This window comes from Nocardia goodfellowii (assembly GCF_017875645.1).
Lineage (GTDB): Bacteria > Actinomycetota > Actinomycetes > Mycobacteriales > Mycobacteriaceae > Nocardia > Nocardia goodfellowii.
In genome coordinates, this window is record NZ_JAGGMR010000001.1 from 1,028,714 (window position 1) to 1,046,476 (window position 17,763).

17 protein-coding genes are annotated in these 17,763 nt (G+C 68.0%); 6 read left to right on the plus strand and 11 right to left on the minus strand.

The features are described from left to right. Positions 1-8 precede the first annotated feature (8 nt). Positions 9-1,268 (minus strand): ATP-binding protein, encoded by a 1,260-nt coding sequence (locus BJ987_RS04220; protein ID WP_245365808.1) that lies wholly within the window; start codon positions 1,266-1,268, stop codon positions 9-11. Further along, complete coding sequence (locus BJ987_RS04225; RefSeq protein ID WP_209884863.1) at positions 1,255-2,349, minus strand: tetratricopeptide repeat protein; 1,095 nt, start codon at positions 2,347-2,349, stop codon at positions 1,255-1,257. Before BJ987_RS04225 ends, BJ987_RS04220 begins: the two co-directional genes overlap by 14 nt. A 419-nt stretch (positions 2,350-2,768) precedes the next feature. On the opposite strand from BJ987_RS04225, the gene BJ987_RS04230 reads away from it, so the two are divergent. Next, the gene (locus BJ987_RS04230; protein WP_245366511.1) at positions 2,769-3,944 is read left to right on the plus strand and encodes an APC family permease; all 1,176 of its coding nucleotides are present in this window, start codon (positions 2,769-2,771) and stop codon (positions 3,942-3,944) included. 40 nt (positions 3,945-3,984) lie between these two features. Beyond that, positions 3,985-5,337: a serine hydrolase domain-containing protein gene (locus tag BJ987_RS04235; protein ID WP_209884867.1), complete on the plus strand. Its 1,353-nt coding sequence runs from the start codon at positions 3,985-3,987 to the stop codon at positions 5,335-5,337. A 64-nt stretch (positions 5,338-5,401) separates the two neighbouring features. Here BJ987_RS04235 and BJ987_RS04240 read toward each other — a convergent pair whose 3' ends face one another. The 4 genes from BJ987_RS04240 to BJ987_RS04255 all read right to left on the minus strand — a co-directional run bounded on the left by BJ987_RS04240 (position 5,402) and on the right by BJ987_RS04255 (position 8,889). Then, positions 5,402-6,313 carry an aminotransferase class IV gene (locus BJ987_RS04240; protein WP_209884869.1) on the minus strand — a complete coding sequence of 304 codons (912 nt, stop codon included), beginning with the start codon at positions 6,311-6,313 and terminating at the stop codon, positions 5,402-5,404. 18 nt (positions 6,314-6,331) lie between these two features. Then, positions 6,332-6,478, minus strand: coding sequence for a hypothetical protein (locus BJ987_RS04245; RefSeq protein WP_209884871.1), 147 nt, complete (start codon positions 6,476-6,478; stop codon positions 6,332-6,334). A 107-nt stretch (positions 6,479-6,585) separates the two neighbouring features. Next, positions 6,586-7,620, minus strand: coding sequence for an aspartate-semialdehyde dehydrogenase (locus BJ987_RS04250; RefSeq protein WP_209884873.1), 1,035 nt, complete (start codon positions 7,618-7,620; stop codon positions 6,586-6,588). Positions 7,621-7,623: 3 nt separating this feature from the next. Continuing rightward, positions 7,624-8,889 (minus strand): aspartate kinase, encoded by a 1,266-nt coding sequence (locus tag BJ987_RS04255; protein WP_209884875.1) that lies wholly within the window; start codon positions 8,887-8,889, stop codon positions 7,624-7,626. Positions 8,890-9,066: 177 nt separating this feature from the next. Here BJ987_RS04255 and BJ987_RS04260 point away from each other — a divergent pair, with 177 nt between their 5' ends. Beyond that, on the plus strand, positions 9,067-9,474 hold the full coding sequence (locus tag BJ987_RS04260) for a YjbQ family protein (protein ID WP_209884877.1): 408 nt from the start codon (positions 9,067-9,069) through the stop codon (positions 9,472-9,474). Here BJ987_RS04260 and BJ987_RS04265 read toward each other — a convergent pair. Further along, positions 9,471-10,055, minus strand: coding sequence for a dihydrofolate reductase family protein (locus tag BJ987_RS04265; RefSeq protein WP_209884879.1), 585 nt, complete (start codon positions 10,053-10,055; stop codon positions 9,471-9,473). The two genes, BJ987_RS04260 and BJ987_RS04265, sit on opposite strands and share 4 nt — an antisense overlap. Positions 10,056-10,091: 36 nt before the next feature. Next, on the minus strand, positions 10,092-10,664 hold the full coding sequence (locus BJ987_RS04270; protein ID WP_209884881.1) for a dihydrofolate reductase family protein: 573 nt from the start codon (positions 10,662-10,664) through the stop codon (positions 10,092-10,094). A 73-nt stretch (positions 10,665-10,737) separates the two neighbouring features. Between BJ987_RS04270 and BJ987_RS04275 the strand changes: the two genes are divergently transcribed. From BJ987_RS04275 to BJ987_RS04285, 3 genes are all read left to right on the plus strand, one after another. Next, a complete protein-coding gene (locus tag BJ987_RS04275; protein ID WP_209884883.1) occupies positions 10,738-11,352 on the plus strand; it encodes a TetR/AcrR family transcriptional regulator in 615 nt (204 codons plus the stop codon). A gap of 246 nt (positions 11,353-11,598) precedes the next feature. Next, positions 11,599-12,081: an SRPBCC family protein gene (locus BJ987_RS04280; protein WP_209884885.1), complete on the plus strand. Its 483-nt coding sequence runs from the start codon at positions 11,599-11,601 to the stop codon at positions 12,079-12,081. An 81-nt stretch (positions 12,082-12,162) separates the two neighbouring features. Continuing rightward, positions 12,163-13,374: a low temperature requirement protein A gene (locus tag BJ987_RS04285; protein WP_209884887.1), complete on the plus strand. Its 1,212-nt coding sequence runs from the start codon at positions 12,163-12,165 to the stop codon at positions 13,372-13,374. Between the two features lies 1 nt (position 13,375). Here the strand turns inward: BJ987_RS04285 and BJ987_RS04290 are convergent, their stop codons facing one another. The 3 genes from BJ987_RS04290 to BJ987_RS04300 form a co-directional block, all read right to left on the minus strand. Continuing rightward, positions 13,376-14,176, minus strand: coding sequence for an ion transporter (locus tag BJ987_RS04290; protein WP_209884889.1), 801 nt, complete (start codon positions 14,174-14,176; stop codon positions 13,376-13,378). Positions 14,177-14,306: 130 nt separating this feature from the next. Then, entirely contained in the window at positions 14,307-15,953 is a 1,647-nt protein-coding gene (locus BJ987_RS04295) for a GMC oxidoreductase (protein ID WP_245365810.1), read from the minus strand. Between the two features lie 88 nt (positions 15,954-16,041). Beyond that, a complete protein-coding gene (locus BJ987_RS04300; protein ID WP_209884891.1) occupies positions 16,042-17,718 on the minus strand; it encodes an alpha/beta hydrolase in 1,677 nt (558 codons plus the stop codon). Positions 17,719-17,763 lie beyond the last annotated feature (45 nt).

A 17,763-nucleotide genomic window follows, 5' to 3' on the forward strand; every position in this document is an offset into this window, starting at 1 on the left:
CAGCCCAGCTAGCGGGAACGGCGGCTCTTCATATAGCGGGCGAGCTCGTCGTAGGTGCCGTCGCCGTTGGCGAATTCGACTACGTTGCGGGCGGATTCGAACCAGGCGCCGGCACTGGGCTTGATGTCGGCGAGCACCGATTCCAGGTCGCGCATGGTGACCGGCCGGACCTCGCCGGTACGAATGGAGTCGGCCATGGCCAGCTGGGTGGCCGAGGTGCACAGGTGCGCCAAGTCTGCGCCGGAGAAGCCGTCGGTGCGGCGAGCGACGGCGGTGAGGTCGATCCCGGTCACTGGGCGATCACGCAGGTGATAGTGCAGGATCGAGGTGCGTGCGGCGGTGTCGGGCAAGCCGACCAGCACCATCCGGTCGAAGCGGCCGGGGCGGCGCAGGGCGACATCGACATCCCAGGGGTGGTTGGTGGCACCGAGGACGTAGACGCCGTCGTTGCTGTCGGTGGCCGAATCCATTTCGGTGAGTAGTTGATTGACCACGGTGCGCATGGTGGCCGAGCCCGACATCTGGCTGCGCTTGTGACCGAGGGCGTCGAGTTCGTCGAGGAACAGCACGCATGGGGCGTTGCGCCGGGCCACCTCGAAGACGCTGTGCAGATTCCGCTCGCTGGAACCGGTGTAGATGTCGAGGATGTCGGCGATCTCGATCGGGTAGAAGTTCGCGCCCAGCTCACCGGCCACGGCCGAGGCCAGGAAGGTCTTGCCGCAGCCGGGCGGGCCGTAGAGCAGCAGGCCGCCGCGGGCTGAAGTGCCGTAAGCCTGGGCCAGCGCCGGATTGCGCAGCGGGCCGAGCAGGGTCAGATCCAGCCGGCTCTTCACCTCGTCCATGCCGCCGACATCGGCGAGGGTGACCGCGGGCTGCGCCACGGTGCCCGCGTCACGGTCGGTGGCGAACTCGGCGGGACCGGAATCGACGAACGCGGGCGCGATGATGTCCCCGACCTGCTTCTCGGCGGCCGCCCAGAAGTCGTACTCATCGAGCGCCTCCGCCGGCGCAGCGGGTTCCGCGGCATTCGGCAACGCGCCGGCCGAACTGCCCGCCAGCGCGATCGTGCACTGCCGCAGCAGCCCGAGGGCCTGGGCGTTCCCCGGTTCCTGGGTGAGCGCCGCACCACACTGGGCCAGCGCCTCGGTGAACAGGCCGCGCTCGAGCAGAAGTTCGATCACGCGCATGCGCAATGCGAACACGTCGGGGCTGCGGTCCAGTGCCGCGAGCATTTCGAGCAGAACCGGGTCGTCGCTAGGCCGGGGCATGACGTCGCTCCTTCACAGATCGCAGGATCCAGCGCAGGATTTGCAGAGCCAGCGCCCCGAAGACCACGCAGGGCATCGCGACACCGATCGGATCGGCAGAACCGGTGCCGATGGCGAGCAGCACGAGCAGGAACACCACGCAGAGCAGCAGCACCCGCGCGATCGACACCACATCCGTGCGCAGCGTCGACCAGACGTTCGGCCACTGCCGGCGCGGCAGCGAGCGCAGCCCGAAGATCACCACGGCCACCACCGCGGCCAGGCCGGCCAGGCCGATCGAGCGGCCGGGTCCGGTCACCACGTCGAATGTTCGCGACCCGGTCGTCTCCGGTGCGGCGCCGAACAGCAGCACCGCGCCGACCACCAGGAACATCAGCAGGTGCAGGCGCACCAGCGCCCGATGCACCACCAGCCCGATATTGCGCCGGACCAGCGGGCCCATGGCCGCCGGATCGAGTTCGCCGACGCGCAGCAGACCATCGGCCGCCGCGCCCAGCCGTCCCGCCCGCAACCGCACGATCGCCAGATCGTGCGCGGCGGCCGCGTGCGCCGGGTCGATGTCCAGGGCTCTGCCGAACGATTCGGCCGCTTGTCCGGAGGTCCGCAGGCCCGCCTTGCTCTGCTGCAGCAGGATCGATCCGCGCAGCCAGTGCAGGTTGGCGTTCTGCGGCGTCAGTTCCAGCGCCCGCTGAATGGCGGGCAACGCCACCGCCGGATCGGTCCGGGTGACGGTGGCCAGCACCCGATAGTTCGCCGCCGAGTCCGGGCCGAGTTCCACGGCGCGGCGGGCGGCGGCCGCCGCGGCCCGCTCCTCGCCCAGCGCGTTCTGCGCCAGGGCGCGGGCGCGGAGCCCGAACTCGGAATCCGGTCGTACCCGCAGGGCCGCGTCGGCCGCGGCCGCGGCGGCCGGGTAGTCGCCGAGGGACAGGCACGAGTCCGCGAGGTAGGCGGCGGCGGTGGCGTTGTCCGGATCGCTGGCCAATTCCTCGGCGAGCAGCGTGCGGGCGTCGGCGTATCGGCCGAGTTGTTCCAGGTGGATGGCCCGCGCGACGCGCGTGCTCGCCACCGAACCCTCGCTCACCAGACCACCTCGTCTCGGTTTGCCGACCTCCGCGATCCTAAATTTGCAGACCGATCGGTACGAGATCTCGCCGGTTTCCGATACCGAATCGTTTCCGCTGGTCACACGTGGTGAGCCGGAGCACAGTACGGCACCGGAATAGTTCCCGGCGACCCCTCGTTGTAGCTGTTCGTCGACGTCCGGACAGCCCCGGGCCGCACCCCATTCGTCGCTACGAGCGACCACCCGCCGAGAGGCGCTTGTGGGACGTCGACTTCGATCGCCGCCAGGTCCCCCCGCCTGGCGGCGTTCGTCGTATTCGGGGGTCCCGACTCGCGCGGAAGCCCGCCGTGGCACAGGATGCTGAGGTGACTTCACCTGGCGAGGCGTTGCGGCGACGGCTCGGGCTCACCGATTCGGTCGTGCTCGGGCTCGGCTCGATGGTCGGGGCCGGCATCTTCGCGGCCCTGGCGCCCGCCGCCGCGGCGGCGGGGTCCTGGTTGCTGCTCGCGCTGGGAATCGCGGCGGTGCTCGCCTACTGCAATGCGACGGCGTCAGCCCGGCTGGCCGCGCTGTACCCGGTGTCGGGCGGGACCTATGTGTACGGGCGGGAGCGGCTCGGCGAGTTCTGGGGATATCTCGCGGGATGGGGCTTCGTCGTCGGGAAGACCGCGTCGTGTGCGGCCATGGCGTTGACGGTGGGCAGTTACGCCTGGCCGGAACATGCCCGGGTGGTGGCGGTGGCCGCGGTCGTGACGATTACCGCGGTGAACTACACCGGGGTGCGGAAATCCGCCCTGGCCACCCGGATCATCGTCGCGGTCGTGCTCGGCGTGCTGGCCCTGGTCATCGGCACCGCGTTGTTCGGAAACCATTCGGCGGCAACAGCTCTGCCCGGCCGGGTCGGCCCGCGCGCGGTGCTGGAGGCGGCGGGGCTGCTGTTCTTCGCGTTCGCCGGGTACGCGCGCATCGCGACGCTCGGCGAGGAGGTGCGGGAACCGCGGCGGACCATTCCGCGCGCCATCATGATCGCGCTGGGGTTGGCGCTCGTGGTCTACGCGCTGGTGGCCGTGGCGGCGTTGCGCACCCTCGGGTCGGCCGGGCTGGCTGCTGGAGCCGACCCGCTGGCGAGGGTGGTCTCCGTCGCGGGCGCACCGGAATTGGCGCCCGTGGTGCGGGTGGGCGCGGTGCTCGCCGCCACCGGTTCGCTGCTCGCGCTGATCCTCGGGGTATCGCGGATCGTGCTGGCGATGGCGCGGGACCGCTGGTTGCCGGCCGGGTTGGCGGCGGTGCATCCGCGCTTCGGTGTGCCGCATCGGGCCGAACTGGTGGTCGGGGTGATCGTCGCGGTCGTCGCGGCAAGCTTCGACTTGCGTGCGGCCATCGGTTTTTCCTCGTTCACGGTGCTGGCCTATTACCTGGTCGCCAATGTCTCGGCGGCCACCTTGCGCGTGGCGGAGAACCGTCCGGCACGCTGGATCACGAGCGTGGGCACGATCGGGTGCGTGGTCGTCGGCTTCTGCCTGCCGCTCGGTTCGGTGCTCGCCGGGCTGGCGGTGCTGGCCGTCGGAGCCGGGTGGTTCTTCCTGCGCAAGCACGCCGGAACGACGGAGTAATCCCCGTCCGGAGGGCCCGCACCCGTTAGCCTCGATCTTCATGGGGCGCTTCGGTGGATTCCGGACCGGGTTCGCGGCGATCGCACTGGTTGCGGGCAGTGTTTTACCGCCGAGCGCGCAGGCCGCGCCCACCGTGCCGAACGCCGAACGGCACTGCGCGGTGACCTCCGGGCGCGATCTGGAACGCGCCAGACCCGAGCAGGTCGGGCTGGATGCCACGGCCGTCGAGTCGGCGCTGGAATTCGCGGCCGGTCGGAACCGGTTCAACGTGCAGATATTCCGGCACAACTGCCTGATCGGCGCGGGGCCGTCGAACGAGCAGAGTGGCAATGTGGCGTGGAATATCTGGAGTTCCACCAAGAGCGTGGTGTCGCTGGTCTCAGGGATCGCGTGGGACCGCGGCAAGCTCGACCTCGAAGCGCCGATCGGCCGATATCTGCCCGCGGGACTGGGTGATGAGCTACGGCGCTCGATCACCGTGCGGAATCTGCTCACCGAAACCTCCGGGATGCGCGTCGGCGTGTTCACCGAAGGCATCACCGGGGTCATCCCCATCGACCCGAACAGCGCGGTGCAGGCGCTCGGTGTGCCGCTGGACAATCCGCCGGGTACGACCTTCAGCTACAGCCAGCGCAATGTCGACCTGCTCTCCTATGTCATCGAATTGGCGGTCGGCGAACCGCTGCAGCGATTCGCGCAGCGCGAGCTGTTCGACCCGCTGGGCATCCTGCCCGGTGACTACTACTGGGCTCGGGACCGCGCCGGGCACACCTACGGCTACGCGCACCTGCTGATTCCGCCGAACGATTTCGCCAAGATCGGGCTACTGGTGCACAACGAGGGGCGCTGGGGCGCGCGGCGAGTTCTTTCCGAGGCGTATCTGTCGAAGGCGCTGGCTCCGTCGGCGGCCAATCCCTGTTACGGGTATCTGTTCTGGATCGGCGCGGGCTGCGCGGAGATTCCCGACTATCTGCCCGCGGACGCCTACGCGATGTCCGGACTCGGACTACAGAACATCTTCGTCATTCCCAGCCTCGATCTCACGGTGATGTGGACCGGAATCTTCGGCAATGTCAGCCGGTACGGTCCGCAGGGCGTCCTGCAGAACTTCGAGGAACTGCCGCACGAATTCTTCCGGAAACTCATGTCCGCGTTCCCCGGCACCACCGATCCCGGCCCGTACCGCGAACCTCCGGTCCGCGTCGATCCGCGCCGGTATTTCGACGCGGACATCTTGCTCGCGGTCTTCGGTATCGGCCCCTCCGCCTACCCGGGCTGCAACGTCTTCGCCTGCCTGGACTACCCGCTGGCGCCGCCGTTGTCCGGTATCCCGCCCGGTTGTACGGTGCTGGTCTGCCTCGGCCCGGACCCCCGCACGCCCGGTATCCGGTGAAACACGCACCGTGACTGCTGGTGCTTGCCCACCTCGGCGGTCCAGATGGGCGAGAAAACCCGCTCTACAGCTGGGTGACCCAGCCGTGCACCGTGTCGGTGCGCAGCGCGTCGGCGTGCCGTTTGCGCAGAGCTTGGCCGAGCGGTCCCGGTTTGCCGTCGGCCACGGTGCGGCCGTCGACCTCGGTGACGGGGGCGCAGCCCGCGGAGGTACCGGTGACGAAGACCTCGTCCGCGATGTAGAGCTCGGTGAGATCGACCGTGCGTTCCCGCACCGGGATGCCGTCTTCGGCGGCCAGGGTGAGGATGGTGCGTCGATTGATGCCGTCGAGGATGTCGCAGGAGACATCCGGCGTGATGAGGGTGCCGCCGCGCACCAGGAAGATATTGGCGGCGGAGAGCTCGCAGACGTGGCCGTTGCCGTCGAGGAAGACGCAGTCGTCGTAGCCGCTGTCGATGGCGTCCTGTTTGGCCAGCACCGAATTCACGTATGCGCCATTGACTTTGGCGCGCGACGGAATGGCGTTGTCCGGGATACGCCGCCACGGACTGGATTTCAGGCGCATGCCGTGCTGCGGGACGATCGGCGTGGCCGGGTAGATGAACATACTGACCTGGATGTCGCAGCCGCGCACGCGCGTGCCCGGAATCGACTCCACCACATGGACGGTCGCGCGCACGAATACGTCTTCGGTCAGCTCGTTCGCCGCGACGAGCTCGACCGTCGCGGCCCGGAAGCGGTCGTAATCCCACTCCTGGTCGAACCGATCCATCCCGATGATCTTGCAAGACTCCACCATTCGGCGGAAATGGTCTTCCAGCCGGAACACGGTGCGGGCCGATCCCGCCACGAACACGGGGAACACCGTGTAGACGCTCAGTCCGTACAACACCGCCGAGGAGGCCACGCTGACGTGGGCCGCCTCGGCGGGTACGAGTCGATCACCGAGATACACCTGAGGGTAGGGCTTCGCCATCGCCGCAGAGTATCAGTTTCAGTTACGCCGAACGGCCGCGTTGCCGCTCCACCAGTAGCGATCGGTGAGCAGCGGCCCGGCCGCGTCCATCGATGCTTGCAACTCCCTGCGGGCTTGTTCGCAGGCTTCCCGATCCCGCTCCGCTTGCTCCAGATCTTGAACCATGCTCCCCATGATTCGGCCTGCGCCCCACCGCCGTCCACTGATTTTCCGCACCGCCGACAGCGAACGGGCCGCCCGGAATCCGAGCGGCCCGTTCGTGCGGAATGTGCTCAGCGCCGGCTGAGCAGGACTTCGGCGATCTGAATCGTGTTGAGCGCGGCGCCCTTTCGCAGGTTGTCACCCGAGACGAACAGCGCCAGGCCACGACCGTCCGGCACACCCGGATCCTGCCGGATCCGGCCGACCAGCGACTCGTCGGCGCCGGCGGCCTGCAACGGGGTCGGCACGTCGACCAGCCGCACACCGGCCGCGCTCGCCAGGATTTCCTTCGCGCGCTCCACCGACAGCGGCTCGGCGAACTCGGCGTTGATCGACAGCGAGTGGCCGGTGAAGACCGGCACACGCACACAGGTGCCGCTGACCAGCAGATCGGGCAGACCGAGAATCTTGCGGCTCTCGTTGCGCAGCTTCTGATCCTCGTCGGTCTCGCCGGTGCCGTCGTCGACCAGCGAACCCGCCAGCGGGATCACGTCGAACGCGATCGGCGCGACGTAGTTGTTCGGGGCGGGGAACCGCACGGCGCCGCCGTCGTGCACCAGCTTCTCGGCGTCGCCGATCACGGCGCGCACCTGCGAGGCGAGTTCCTCGACACCGGACAGACCGGATCCCGAAACAGCCTGGTAGCTGGAGATGATCAGGCGTTGCAGGCCCGCTTCCTCGTGCAACGGCTTGAGCACCGGCATGGCCGCCATGGTGGTGCAGTTCGGGTTGGCGATGATGCCCTTGACCAGGTTGCGGGTGGCTTCGGGGTTGACCTCGGAAACGACCAGCGGGACCTCGGGATCCTTGCGCCAAGCCGACGAGTTGTCGATGACGGTGACACCGGCCGCGGCGAAGCGCGGGGCCTGCACCCGGGACATGGTGGCGCCCGCGGAGAACAGCGCGATGTCCAAGCCGGTCGGGTCGGCGGTCTCGGTGTCCTCGACGACGATTTCCTGGCCGCGGAACGGCAGCTTCTTACCGGCCGAGCGCGCCGAGGCGAAGAACCGCACCTCGTCGGCCGGGAAGTTGCGCTCCTCCAGCAGTTTGCGCATGACGGCGCCGACCTGACCGGTCGCGCCCACGACTCCTACGCGAATTCCCATGTGTCAGCGCCCCGTTCCCGCGTGCACGACGGCGACCTCGTCGCCGCCGAGGTCGAAGGCCTTGTGCAGGACCTGCACGGCCTCGTCCAACTCGATGTCCTTGACCAGCACCGAGATCCGGATCTCGGAGGTGGAGATGAGGTCGATATTGATGCCGGCCGCGGCCAGCGCCTCACAGAACTTGGCGGTCACGCCCGGGTGGCTCTTCATGCCCGCCCCGACCAGGGAGACCTTGCCGATGTGGTCGTCGAAGATGATCTGCGAGAAGCCGATCTCGTCCTGCTGCTTGGTGAGCATTTCGACGGCGGAGGTGAGATCGCTCTTGGGCAGCGTGAAGGTGATGTCGGTCTTGCCGGTCTCGACCTTGGAGATGTTCTGCAGCACCATGTCGATATTGATCTCGGCGTCGGCGACGGCACGGAACACCTTGGCGGCGTAGCCCGGAACGTCCGGCAGACCGACCACTGTCACCTTGGCCTCGCTGCGGTCGTGCGCGACGCCGGTGAGGATTGCTTGCTCCAAGGGGATGTCCTCCATCGATCCGTAAACGTAGGTGCCCTGCTTGTCGGTGTAGGACGAGCGCACATGCACGGGCACGTTGTAGCGGCGCGCGTACTCGACGCAGCGCAGCATCAAGACTTTCGAGCCGCAGGCCGCCATCTCCAGCATCTCCTCGTAGGAGACCTGCTCGAGGCGCTGGGCGTCGGAGACGATGCGCGGGTCGGCGGTGAAGACGCCGTCCACATCGGTGTAGATCTCGCAGACATCGGCTTCCAGCGCCGCGGCGAGCGCGACGGCGGTGGTGTCGGAACCGCCGCGGCCCAGCGTGGTGACGTCCTTGCTGTCCTGGGACACGCCCTGGAAGCCGGCCACGAGCACGATGGTGCCCTCGTTCAGCGCCTCGCGCAGGCGGCCCGGGGTGACGTCGATGATCTTGGCGTTGCCGTGCGCGCCGGTGGTGATCACGCCGGCCTGCGAGCCGGTGAACGACCGGGCCTCGGCGCCGAGGGAGTGAATGGCCATCGCGACAAGCGCATTGGAGATGCGTTCACCGGAGGTGAGCAGCATGTCCATCTCGCGCGGCGGCGGGGTGACCGCGACCTGCTGGGCGAGATCGAGCAGCTCGTCGGTGGTGTCGCCCATCGCGGAGCACACCACCACCACGTCGTGGCCCTGCTTCTTCGTCTCTACGATCCGTTCAGCGACGCGCCGGATACGCTCGGCGGTCGCCACCGAGGATCCTCCGTACTTCTGAACCACGAGAGCCACGAGAAGGTCCTCCAAATTCGACTAACAGCAGGTAACAGCCACCAAGGGTACCGGCCGGGGTGCACGGGATTTCCCGCTACCTCCCACAGCTGTGGAAATCCGCACAGTCACACATACTCTCGCGCGTCTCGGGGAAGGTTGCCCGATTCACCGCGTACACAGGGGAATGATGGACTCATGAAGAGCTCACTGATCGATGTGCGGACGGGCAACCGGGAAGTCGTGCAGAACATCACACCCCAGTGCGCGGCCTTCGCCAAGGAAGCGGGCGGGGATGGGCTGCTGCATATCTTCGTGCCGCACGCGACCGCCGGCCTCGCCATCATCGAACTCGGCGCGGGCAGCGACGACGACCTGCTCGCCGCACTGCGGGACCTGCTGCCCGCCGACGATCGCTGGCAGCACGCGCACGGGTCACGCGGGCACGGCCGCTCGCATGTGATGCCCGCCCTCATCCCGCCCTACGCGACCGTGCCGGTGCTCGGCGGCGAGCTGACGCTGGGCACCTGGCAGTCCATCGCGCTGGTCGACCTCAATGTCGACAATCCGGACCGTCAGGTGCGCCTGTCCTTCCTGGGCGGTTAGCCGGCCGCGCGGCGGAACCAGCTGACCTGGGTGCCGTTCTGGAAATCCCGGCGGCGCTCCAGCTCGAATCGGGTCGGGTTGAACTGCCCCGTGAACGCGCGGGTGCCGTCCCCCGCGATGCACGGGTAGCTCTTGATGACCAGCTCGTCGATCTCATCGATGAGTTGCGCCGCGAACTGCCCGCCGCCCGCCAGCCAGATGTCCTTGCCGTCCTCTTTCTTCAGCCGCCGCACCAGGCCGGCCGGATCGTCGCGGACCAGTTCGACACCGGGCGCATCGATGCCCTCGAGCGTCGAGGACACGATGTACTGCGTCTTCATGTGCGGGTACGGGCTGGCGATGCCGGCGTCCAGTGCCGGAACGTAGGTGCCGCGGCCCATGATCAGGGTGTCGAAATGCGCCGGGGCGGTGTCGGCCGCGATGCCGAAGTGCGGCCAGAGGTGAGCGGGCAGTGTTTCGGGGTAGTCGCTGCTGAGCCAGGCCAGAAATTCCGGCGAGAGGTCGAAGAAGGAGATGTCGTCGCCGGGGCCGGCGATATATCCGTCGAGGGACATGCCGACGAAGTAGGTGAGCTTTCGCATGGATGGACCTGCTTTCGTTTTCCGGATCGGAGGCGGTCAGGCGCGAGTGAACCAGGTGACCAAGGCTCCGTTGTCGTATTCCTTGCGCTCGACCGGGGCGAACAGCGTCGGCGCGAACTCCCCGGCGAACGCGGAGATGCCGCCGCCCGCGACCACCGGGTAGCTCTTGATGATCATTTCGTCGATCTCCTCGAGCAGCTGCGCCGCGAGGTTGCCGCCGCCGCAGAGATAGATGTCGAGGCCTTCTTCTTTCTTCAGCCGCCGCACCAGGGCGACCGGATCGCCGGGGACGACCTGCACCTTCGGGTCGTCGAGCCGCAGCGTTGTCGACACCACGTACTGCTTCATATGGCCGTATGGGCTGGTGACGCCGTCCGCGAGGCCGGGCTCCCAGGTACCGCGACCGGCGATGACCGTGTCGAAGTGCTTGTTCGGTTCATCCACAGCCATCCCCACGTGGGGGCGGAGGTGGCTGGGGACGAACTCCGGGTATTCGGCGTTCAACTCCGCCATCTGCTCGGCATCCCACGGGTAGAAGTCGAATTCGCCGTTCGGGCCCGCGATGTATCCGTCCAGCGACACCGCAACGTAGTAGACAAGCTTTCGCATGGTGACCGCCTCAACTGTTGTACTCTGCTTGAAGTGATTAGGAATGTAGTACTACGGATGGAGTGGTGTCAAGGTGCGAACTAACCCGGAACGACGGCAAACCCTGCTCGACGCCGCGATCGAAGTCCTGGCCAGCGATGGAGCGCGCGGCTTGACCTTCCGCGCGGTGGACAAAGCGGCGGCCGTGCCCGCGGGCACGGCCTCGAACTACTTCGCCAACCGCGATGATCTGCTGACCCAGGCCGGGGCGCGCTTCTACGAAAAGCTCCAGCCGAGCGCGGCGACGATGGCGCTGCTGTCGGACGGGCCGCGGACGCGCGAGAACATCGTGGTGCTGATGCAAGACGTGGTCAGCCGCATCGAAGCGTTCCGCACCGGGTACCTCGCCCTGCTGGAGCTGCGCCTGGAGGCCACTCGCCGCCCCGAGTTGCGCAAGGTGCTGAACGAACGGGTGCGGGCCGACATCGAGTTCAACGTGCGCAACCACCTCGAATCCGGGATGCCCGGCGACAAGGAGTCTGTGCTGCTGCTCTATCTGGCGTTGAACTGGCTGATCGTGGACCGGTTGACGTTGCCGGAGATATTCACCGAGGAGGAGAGCCGGCACCTGATCGAGGAGGCGGTGCGACGGCTCGTTCCCATCCCTGGTGATGAGCACTCCGGGACGGCGCGCGCGCCGAAGAACTGAGCGTTAGCGATGGCGTTGTCACCGTCGAGCTGTCGTCGGCGACCGGCCCCCGCATCGATCGTCGGCGCGGCCGCCGCGAGCGGGACGAGTTCTGGCAATACGCGCCACGCGGAAGCCGTACGCGCCGAACCGCTTCGGGTTTTGCCCCCGGATTGCGGGGCCGCCGGGAAGAGACTGCTTGGTTGACGTGCGGAGATCGCCTGTGCACAATCGGCCGAGTTGGTTTACGGGGGGTGGAGGTTTGGCATGCGCACGAAAATTGATATTCACTTCACCGTCGATGCGACGCCGACGCATGTCTTCGAGGCCCTGGCGGCCGTCGAAATGTTTCCGGAATGGTCCTCCTACCAGGACGCGCGCGTGGCCACCCGCGACCAGGACAACCGGCCGACCAAGATCTATGTGACCGCCGACGTGCACGGCAGCTCCGACCTGCAGGTCCTGGAGTGGGCCTGGACCGAGGACCGGGTCACCTGGCAGATCATCGACAGTTCACGCGGCATCCGCGGCGGCGGCTGGTTCGAGGTCGCCGAGAGCGACGGCGAAACCCAGGTCTGGTACCACGCGGAAATGCAGACCAAGATCCCGCTGCCCGGACTGCTGATGAAACGGACCCAGCAGCGCTGGCACGAGACCATCGTGGAGAACTTCATCGAGTACGCCGAAAGCTACCCCGATACCGAGAGCTACGAGGCCTACCTGGATCCGGTCTACACCGATCAGGGGTAGCGGTGATGCCCTGAGCGAAAAGGCCCCGGCCGCAATATCTCCGGGCCGCGCGCGACAGCATCGAGTGCGACGATAGGCGCCATGATCGGTAGCAAGCGCGTTCGGTTCCAGCCGATGGCCGAAGGCAGCTCGGTAACCCAGCTCGAATTGTTCTTCGACCTGGTCTTGGTTTTCGCCTTCACCATGGTCACCGCGATCGCCGCGAAACCGACCAGCGCGCAGAACACGCTGCGCGCGCTGCTGGTGCTCGCGGTCATGTGGTGGGTGTGGATCGCCTATTCGTGGCTGGCCAATACGGTGCGCGCCGACGAGGGCGTGACCCGGCTCGCCATGTTCGCGGCCATGGGCGGCGGATTCATCGCCGCGCTCACCATCCCCGAGGCCTTTCAGGACGCACCCGGCGGCTGGCACGGCCCGCTCGTCTTCGCCATTTCCTACCTGGTCGTGCGGCTGGTGCATCTCGGCGTCTACATCATGGGCACCGGCGACGAACCGAAACTGCGCGCCCAGGTGACCAAGTGGGGCATCGGGTCCATCGCCATCGGCGCCACCCTGCTGATCATCGCCGCGACGACCGCGGGCACCGTGCAGATCTGGTTGTGGATCGCCGCCATCGCCGGCGACATGCTGTGGACCAGGATGGCCGGCCTGGAGTGGCGGGTGCGCTCGGCGCGGCACTTCTCCGAACGCTACGGGCTGATCATCATCGTGGCCCTGGGCGAATCCATCGTCTCGATCGGCATCGGGGTGAGCGGGCAACCGATCTCGTGGCCGATCACCGTGGGGTCGATGCTCGGGCTGGCGGTCTCCGGACTGCTGTGGTGGAGCTACTTCGATACCGCGGCGCTCTCGGCCGAGCACGCCCTCGCCACCGCCGGTAAGGACCGACAGGTCCGCATCGCGCAGGACGGCTACACCTACTGGCACTTCCCGATGATCGTCGGCATCATCGGGCTCTCGCTCGGGCTGAAGAAGGTGCTGACGTATGTCAGCGATGCCTCGCACTATTCGCTCACCGACGCGCTGTACGGCATTCCACTGTTCACGCTCTACGGCGGCGTCGTGCTGTATCTGATCGGGCTCGTCGGCTTCAAATATTCCGCGACCGGCCGGATTACGGTGCCGACTCTGGTCGCGGTGGTCGTGCTGCTCGCGCTGATCGCGCCCGCCACGGCCTTGCCCGCGCTGGCGGCGCTGGGGCTGCTGTGCGGTGTGCTGATCGGCTTGGTCGGCTGGGAGACCATCCGCAACGCGCGCCCGCGCGAGCAGATCCGGCACGGGCACGGGTCGTGAGTCAGCTGTTGCGGAGTATGTGCCCCACCGTGTGTTCCGGGGCGGTCGGGCCGTAGGCGGAGGGCGCCACACGCACGCCGGCGTGCACCGCGTCGCGAATCTGGTCGACGTTCTCGCGGATGGCGTCCGAAACGAGCTCGTCGGTGCGCGGGTCGGCCAGCACACCGAACAGAATGCGGAACACCGTGTCGGCGATCAACCGCAGGATCTCGTCGTGGAACGGGATGTAGCGGACCTTGCCCGCCTGCGGGTCGCTCTTGATCAATTCGACGATCATCGCGTCCATTTCGGCGCGGTTCTCCGCCAGCGCGGCCGCGATATTGCGGGTGTAGTGACCGGTGCGCAGCACGTGGGCCACCTCATCCATCACCGCGATCGTCATCGGACGCCTGGTCAGCTCGATAATGGTCGGCAGGAAGCGGTTCACGACGGCCGTCACCACGGGTTCGGCGAAAGCCCGGTCCGCGGCCCGCGCCAGCCGGGCCACAATGACCGCGATTCGCAGTAGCCGCAAGCCGCGCAGCCACGGGCTGGTCACCGGGATCATGCCCAGGACGTCGTACCAGTAGAGGAACGGGAACGTCCACCGCCAGCCCGCCCGAGCCCACCGCCACACGAACTCGAGCGCGAAGACGGCGCAGATCGCGTAGTCGACGGAAACGACTGTGCGCCGGGTGTTCTCGTCGACGGACCAGACCGTTATCCACACCAGCAGCGCGACCGACACCACGGCCAGCACCAGCATGAGGGCATCGACCCACGCCGGTAGCGGCTTCCGCGGATAAACGACACGAGCACCCACAGCAGGATCCCTTCAACGCCGAACGGGCCCCTCCCGTCGCCCGGCCATCGCTCCCCGATGGGCCCGCTCCGCGAGGCTTGCCGCATGAGCGTAATCGCGAAACTCCGCCTGGACAGCGTGTGACGGACAGCTACTTTCCGGCGCGGATGATCGCCTCGATATTGCGTTCCGCCAGCGCGGTGATGGTGAGCGACGGGTTGACGGTGCCGGTGCTGCCCGGGATCGCCGCGCCGTCCATGACGTAGAGGCCCGGGTGGCCGTGGACGCGGCCGTAGCCGTCGGTGGCTCGCCCCAGCACCGCGCCGCCGAGGGGATGGGCGGTGAACAGGGCGTTGGCGTCGTAGCCCAGGGCGCTGTATTCGACCAGGGCGCCGGACTTCTCGGCGATGCGGCGGTCGACGGCGCGGGCCACGCCGACGATGTCGTCGCGGTTCTTCGCCGACCAGGCCAGGCCGACGGCGTCGGTAGACTTGTGGTAGCCGAAGCGCGCGCGGGTGGAATCCAGGACCATGCCGAGCGACGCGAGCGCGCCGGTCTCGAACGGAATACCCGGGATGTACCAGTTTTCCAGCGTGACCGGCAGGCCGGACTCGTCGAAGATGCGGCTGGCGCTCGGCACGCCCTGGCCGAATCCGGCCAAATGGCTTGCCCCACGGGCGAGTACGACGTCGCCGTTGGTGCCCCAGCCGTCGCCGATGTGCTCGTTGAGGTTGGGCAGCGTGCCGGTGGCCTGCGCGCGGACCAGCAGTTCGGAGGTGCCGACCGAACCCGCGCCGAGGAAGAGTTTGTCGCAGGTGAGGGTGCGGGTGCCGAGGACGTCGCCGGTGGGGGCGAGCTTGGTGACGGTGACGACGAACCGGCCCGACGCCTCCTGCGCGATGGTGTCGACCCGATGCCCGGGGTACACGCCCGAGTTCCCGGTCTCCTGGGCGTATTTCAGGTAGTTCTGGTTCAGGTCGAACTTGGCGCCGTTGGAATTGCCCAGGTTGCTGCGTGCCACGGTCGCGGAAGGCTTTGCCGCACCGGACAATTCGGCACGCAGGACATTCCAGTTGAAAATGGAGTCGTTGGCCAGCGGCTGGTAGCCGGCCTTGCGCACCTGATCGTCCCAGGCGCGCGAGTGCGTGAACGGGGACGAACCGTAGATGTCGGCGGGAATCGTGCTGAGCCGCAGCACCTCTCGGACCCGCGGATAGTAGACGCGGTCCAGTTCGCCGTAATCGACGACGCCACCGAAGACATGATCGAAGAACCGCTTCTCCGGGGCCACCATGGCGCCGGTGAAGATCACCGAACCGCCACCCACCGCCGCGGCCCGCCACACATCGATGCCCGGGTAGGTCGTGCAGTCCAGCACCCCACCGAATTTGGTGAACGTCATCGGGACCTTGGTGACGCCCGTGAAGTTGGTGCGATGCCAGAAGCCGCGGCCGTCGGGTAGGTCGTCACCGGTGAAGATTTCGCGCCACGGGTCGTTGGGCCAGCGGGAACCGCGCTCCAGCACGGTGTTCGCGATTCCGGCCTGGGCCAGCCGCAGGGCTGTGACCGCCGCGCCGAATCCCGAACCGATCACGATCGCCTCGGTGTGTTCCGGCGGATCGGCCAGGGGCGCGAAGATCTCCGGCACCCACTCCCGGAACTGGCCGGGCCCGGACGGGTTGGCGGCTGTCGCCGTGCCCGCGCTCAGCGTCGGCCCCGCGGCACCCAGCACCGCGGCAACACCCGCCGCCTTGAACAGCGCACGTCTACGCACCAGGCCACCTCCCTCATCACGCATGGCCGAGCGCAGATTACCTGGAAGACACAGTCCGCCCCAACCGCTCGGCCCGCCAATTTCGGGGGCGCTCCCCCGACCCGGCCCGGAATCAGCCGGCGAAGGGCTGAGTCTCCAGCGCGCAGGTGGCGCCGGGGGCCGGAAGTTGCAGGTCGACGAGGTAGCGCTCGCGCAGGCGGCGGACACACTCGCCGCGGGTGTCGTGACCGTACCCGTCGGAGACCACGACGAGCCGGGCGTTCACCATCTCCTGCTGCGCCCGCTGCGCGAAGACCAGCGGGGTGACCGGGTCGTACCGGTTGTTGATCAACAACGCCGGCTTGTCGGAGCTCAGGGTCCAAGGGCCGGTGTAGCGCTGCGGGTACCCGCCCTCCGGCGCGGGCCAGGCCGCGCACGGCTGATGCTGATACAGCCAGAACGGGCCGTATGCCGCGGCGGCGCCGGTGAATTCGCGGGCGATGGCGGGCCACTGCTCCGGCTGCCGCAGCACGCTGTTGTCCGCGCAGGAGATCGCGGTGTAGGAATCGAGGAAGTCCCAGCCGACGCTGCCGCCGGCGAGGATCGCCTGGACGGTCTCGGGGTTGCCGGCCGGGCCGCGTTCCAGCTCGGACAGCAGTCGCGCCAGCGCGGACCAGCCTTCTTCCGAGTCGTAGAGCAGCAGCGATCGTGCCTGCATGACTTCGGTGTGCTGCACCTGCCTGGCGTGTTCCCGCTCACCGACGGTGATCGGCCCCTGCGCCAATCGCTCCATCAATGCGGAAACCCGCTGCCGCAAAGCCTCTTTCGCCGCCAGCGCGGCGCTCGTTGTGGCAGGTGCGCCGGTGGTCGGCACACCGGTGGCCGGGTCGGCCGGCTGCGCGGTGCCCTGTCCCCGGCGTTCCGGCGTCTGCTCGGGCCCCGCCGCGAAGCCGCAGCGCAACCGTCCCGCCTCGGCACACAGCCGCAGGAATTCACCGAACACCTCGTCGGTGCCGACGGCGGTATCGGTGACCTGCCTGCGGATGTCCTCGGTGTAGACCTCGGGATCGATCATCGAACCGAGCAACAGCGCCCGCACCCGGTCACCGAACAGCGCGCCGTAGACCTGCCCCAAATAGCTTGCGTAGGAACCACCTTCGTAGGAGATCTGGTCTTCGCCGAGTGCGCGGCGCAGCAGATCCAGATCGCGGGCGGCATCCACCGTGGTCAGGTGGGGCAGCAGGTCGGGACTGTGCGCGGCGCAACCCGCGGCCAGCGCCCGGCTGGCGCGCTCGGTGGCCACCTCCTGCTCGGGATTCACCGGCGGAATGCTGGCGGCCAGCCAGAACCGTTCCTGCGCTTGGGCATCGGCGTGGCAGCGCACCTGCGCGCTGCGACCGATCCCGCGCTGATCGAAGGTCAGCACATCGAAGCGGCGGCTGATCTCCCCGGGAAACAGCTCGCCTTTACGCGCCCAATTCACACCGGACCCGCCGGGCCCGCCGGCCGCGGTGAACAGCGTGCCGATCCGGCGTTCGGGTTCCGAGGCGAGCTGGCGCACCACGGCCAGTTCGATCGACGGCCCGTCCGGCTGCTGGTAGTCGCGCGGCACCCTGGCCGTCGCGCACTGGTATCGGGCGAGTTCCGGATCGGCGCACTGAGCCCAGTCCAGCCGCGGCGCGGGGGCGGCGTCGGCTTCGGCGACGAGCTTGGAGACAGCCGCATCGCGCTGTGCCGACAGACCACAGCCGCTCAGAACGGGCAGCGCTACGGCGAGCACCGCCAAGGCCACCAACTTGCTTGCACGCATACGGATCATGGTGTGCCCCACGGCCCTTCGACGTCGTCATCCTTA

Bases quoted from the DNA above. Each gene is read 5' to 3' on its own strand.
- BJ987_RS04230 (WP_245366511.1), top strand. From the start codon at position 2,769: ATGGTCGGGGCCGGCATCTTCGCGGCCCTGGCGCCCGCCGCCGCGGCG.
- BJ987_RS04250 (WP_209884873.1), bottom strand. From the start codon at position 7,620: ATGGGAATTCGCGTAGGAGTCGTGGGCGCGACCGGTCAGGTCGGCGCC.
- BJ987_RS04265 (WP_209884879.1), bottom strand. From the start codon at position 10,055: ATGCGAAAGCTCACCTACTTCGTCGGCATGTCCCTCGACGGATATATC.
- BJ987_RS04280 (WP_209884885.1), top strand. From the start codon at position 11,599: ATGCGCACGAAAATTGATATTCACTTCACCGTCGATGCGACGCCGACG.
- BJ987_RS04260 (WP_209884877.1), top strand. From the start codon at position 9,067: ATGAAGAGCTCACTGATCGATGTGCGGACGGGCAACCGGGAAGTCGTG.
- BJ987_RS04300 (WP_209884891.1), bottom strand. From the start codon at position 17,718: ATGCGTGCAAGCAAGTTGGTGGCCTTGGCGGTGCTCGCCGTAGCGCTG.
- BJ987_RS04270 (WP_209884881.1), bottom strand. From the start codon at position 10,664: ATGCGAAAGCTTGTCTACTACGTTGCGGTGTCGCTGGACGGATACATC.
- BJ987_RS04220 (WP_245365808.1), bottom strand. From the start codon at position 1,268: ATGCCCCGGCCTAGCGACGACCCGGTTCTGCTCGAAATGCTCGCGGCA.
- BJ987_RS04245 (WP_209884871.1), bottom strand. From the start codon at position 6,478: ATGGTTCAAGATCTGGAGCAAGCGGAGCGGGATCGGGAAGCCTGCGAA.
- BJ987_RS04235 (WP_209884867.1), top strand. From the start codon at position 3,985: ATGGGGCGCTTCGGTGGATTCCGGACCGGGTTCGCGGCGATCGCACTG.
- BJ987_RS04295 (WP_245365810.1), bottom strand. From the start codon at position 15,953: ATGCGTGATGAGGGAGGTGGCCTGGTGCGTAGACGTGCGCTGTTCAAG.
- BJ987_RS04285 (WP_209884887.1), top strand. From the start codon at position 12,163: ATGATCGGTAGCAAGCGCGTTCGGTTCCAGCCGATGGCCGAAGGCAGC.
- BJ987_RS04240 (WP_209884869.1), bottom strand. From the start codon at position 6,313: ATGGCGAAGCCCTACCCTCAGGTGTATCTCGGTGATCGACTCGTACCC.